Origin of the sequence: Candidatus Magnetaquicoccus inordinatus (assembly GCF_004217665.1) — a bacterium.
Classification (GTDB): domain Bacteria; phylum Pseudomonadota; class Magnetococcia; order Magnetococcales; family Magnetaquicoccaceae; genus Magnetaquicoccus; species Magnetaquicoccus inordinatus.
In genome coordinates, this window is the sequence record NZ_RXIU01000367.1 from 1 (window position 1) to 2,046 (window position 2,046).

General features: G+C 56.1%; 1 protein-coding gene and 1 pseudogene. One reads left to right on the top strand and one right to left on the bottom strand.

Annotation, left to right across the window (positions count from 1 at the left end; genetic code table 11):
* Positions 1 to 1,275, bottom strand: a 1,275-nt coding sequence (gene amrB, locus EJP87_RS15685) for an AmmeMemoRadiSam system protein B (protein WP_193771450.1), incomplete at its 3' end; no start/stop codon positions are given.
* Between the two features lie 91 nt (positions 1,276 to 1,366).
* On the opposite strand from amrB, the pseudogene EJP87_RS15690 reads away from it, so the two are divergent.
* Positions 1,367 to 2,046 (top strand): annotated as a pseudogene (locus EJP87_RS15690) (ArsA-related P-loop ATPase); the annotation flags it as partial.

The following is a 2,046-nucleotide window of genomic DNA, read 5'->3' on the forward strand; positions in this document are numbered from 1 at the left end:
TTGTAAAAACTGCCTGGGATCGGGCAACTGCTCCCAAACCTGTGGCAGGAAGGTGGCCCGGCGACCTCCCTTGGATAAAATGACGCCATGCACCCCAGGCTGCAATCTCCGCAAAAGATCCTCTGCTGAGCTGTAGGGAAAAGGTTGCGCTGGCGTCAACAGGGAGATTTCAATACGCAATTCAGCCAACTCTTCGGCGGTTACCGGTGGAAAACGGGGATCCCGCAGTGCTGCTGAAAGAGAGTTATCCAATAAATCCACCGCCAATGGTCTGTAAGCCTGCAAACTGCCGATACAGCCCCGCAACTGCCCCTGCTTGGTCAAGGTGACAAAACAGGCACCCGGTTGCGCCAACTCGGCCACCCGGGAGGTCAAAGCCTCTGCCTGCACTCCCGGTTCGCCCCGCAATACCCGTTGCAAATGCAAACGCGCCACCCCTGGTAATGTATTCACCGACGTTGCACCTTCCGCCCCTTTTGCAGGGTAAAAGAGATAGCTGACATAGCCCACCACACGATCTTTGCCCCCGGCTGTATCCCCGGAGTTGCGATAATCGGCCAACACCGAGCGCCACTGTCGGCGCCGCGCCAACTCGAGCACTGCACACACTCCGGTATTGCCACAAGCCTCGGTTTTGGACATGGCTAGCGGATCCACTGCCGCCAAAGCAGCCAACGCCTGACTGTCCAGGCGACGCGCCTCGTCATAGGGATAAAAGTGCGACAGATCGGTCGAGGCCAACAAGAGATCCTCCGGTTGGCAGAGCCGCGCCAACATATCTGCCAAATGGCCCCCGCTGATACGACCAAAAATAATTGGCACCAGTTGGATATGCTCCACCGTCTCCTGCAAAAATGGCAAGTGCACCTCTAGCGCATGCTCTTGCTGATGCGGAGCCGGATCCCGACTGACATCGGGCAAAAGAGCCAACTGCTCAACCATCGCCTGATCAATCGGCACATCTCCCAAAGGGGTCCGGTAGGCCCGATAGTTGCCTACCGAAAGGCCATGGAAAGGCAAACGATGGCTTGGAGACAACAAAAACACCCGCAACGGCTTGTCTGGCTTGGCCTTGGCCAAACTGCGATAGGCGCAGGCGGCCGTATAGCCAGAATAGATATATCCGGCATGGGGGGCAACCATGGCACAAGGAGTGGCGGCCCCACTGGGCGCCCGCTCCAAAAATTGCCGAATCATGGAACGCAATACCTGAGGATCATTGGGATAAAAGGAACCGGCCACCGCCGGAGGACGAACATCTGTTTCACTGTGCATTTTCTCGACTCCTTTTCCCATTCACCTGCTCTTGCGATCAAGGTTTATGCCACCTGCACTCCAATATCATGCAGCAAATCTGCTGCTCTGACCAGTCGAACAACTGCCTTTGCGTCCCTTTAACATGGTCGGTATCAGCGCCTTGCGCGCCTTTTTTTCCGAGCAGTCTGGAGAGTTGCAGAGCTCTTCTGCGCCAGAACGGGAGAATACAACAACATTTCCCTCGTTGGCTTCATTGATGGATCAGTTGGCGGCTCCGGGTCGTGGCTTGATCATGCTGATGGGCAAAGGAGGTGTGGGCAAAACCACACTGGCGGCAGCGATTGCTTTGGCACTCGCCCGTCGTCACTATCGTGTGCATCTGACTACCTCCGATCCGGCAGCACATCTGGAACAGGCTATTGGCCAGGAACATAGTGCAGTCAGCATCAGCCGCATCGATCCCAAAGAGGAGACAGAGCGTTACAGTCAGGAGGTGTTGGCAAAACAGGGAGCCTCCTTGGATGCGCAAGGTCGGGCTTTGTTGGAGGAGGATCTGCGTTCACCCTGTACAGAGGAGATTGCTGTATTCCAAGCCTTCTCCCGCCTGATTCATCTGGCCCAAGAGCAGTTTGTGGTCATGGATACCGCACCCACAGGTCATTCGTTGCTGCTGCTCGATGCCACTGGGGCCTATCATCGCGAGGTGGAGCGTCTCCATCGCTCTGAAGAAACAGGCTCCATTACGCCTATGATGGCACTGCAAAATGGCGAGTTGACACGGGTGTTGAT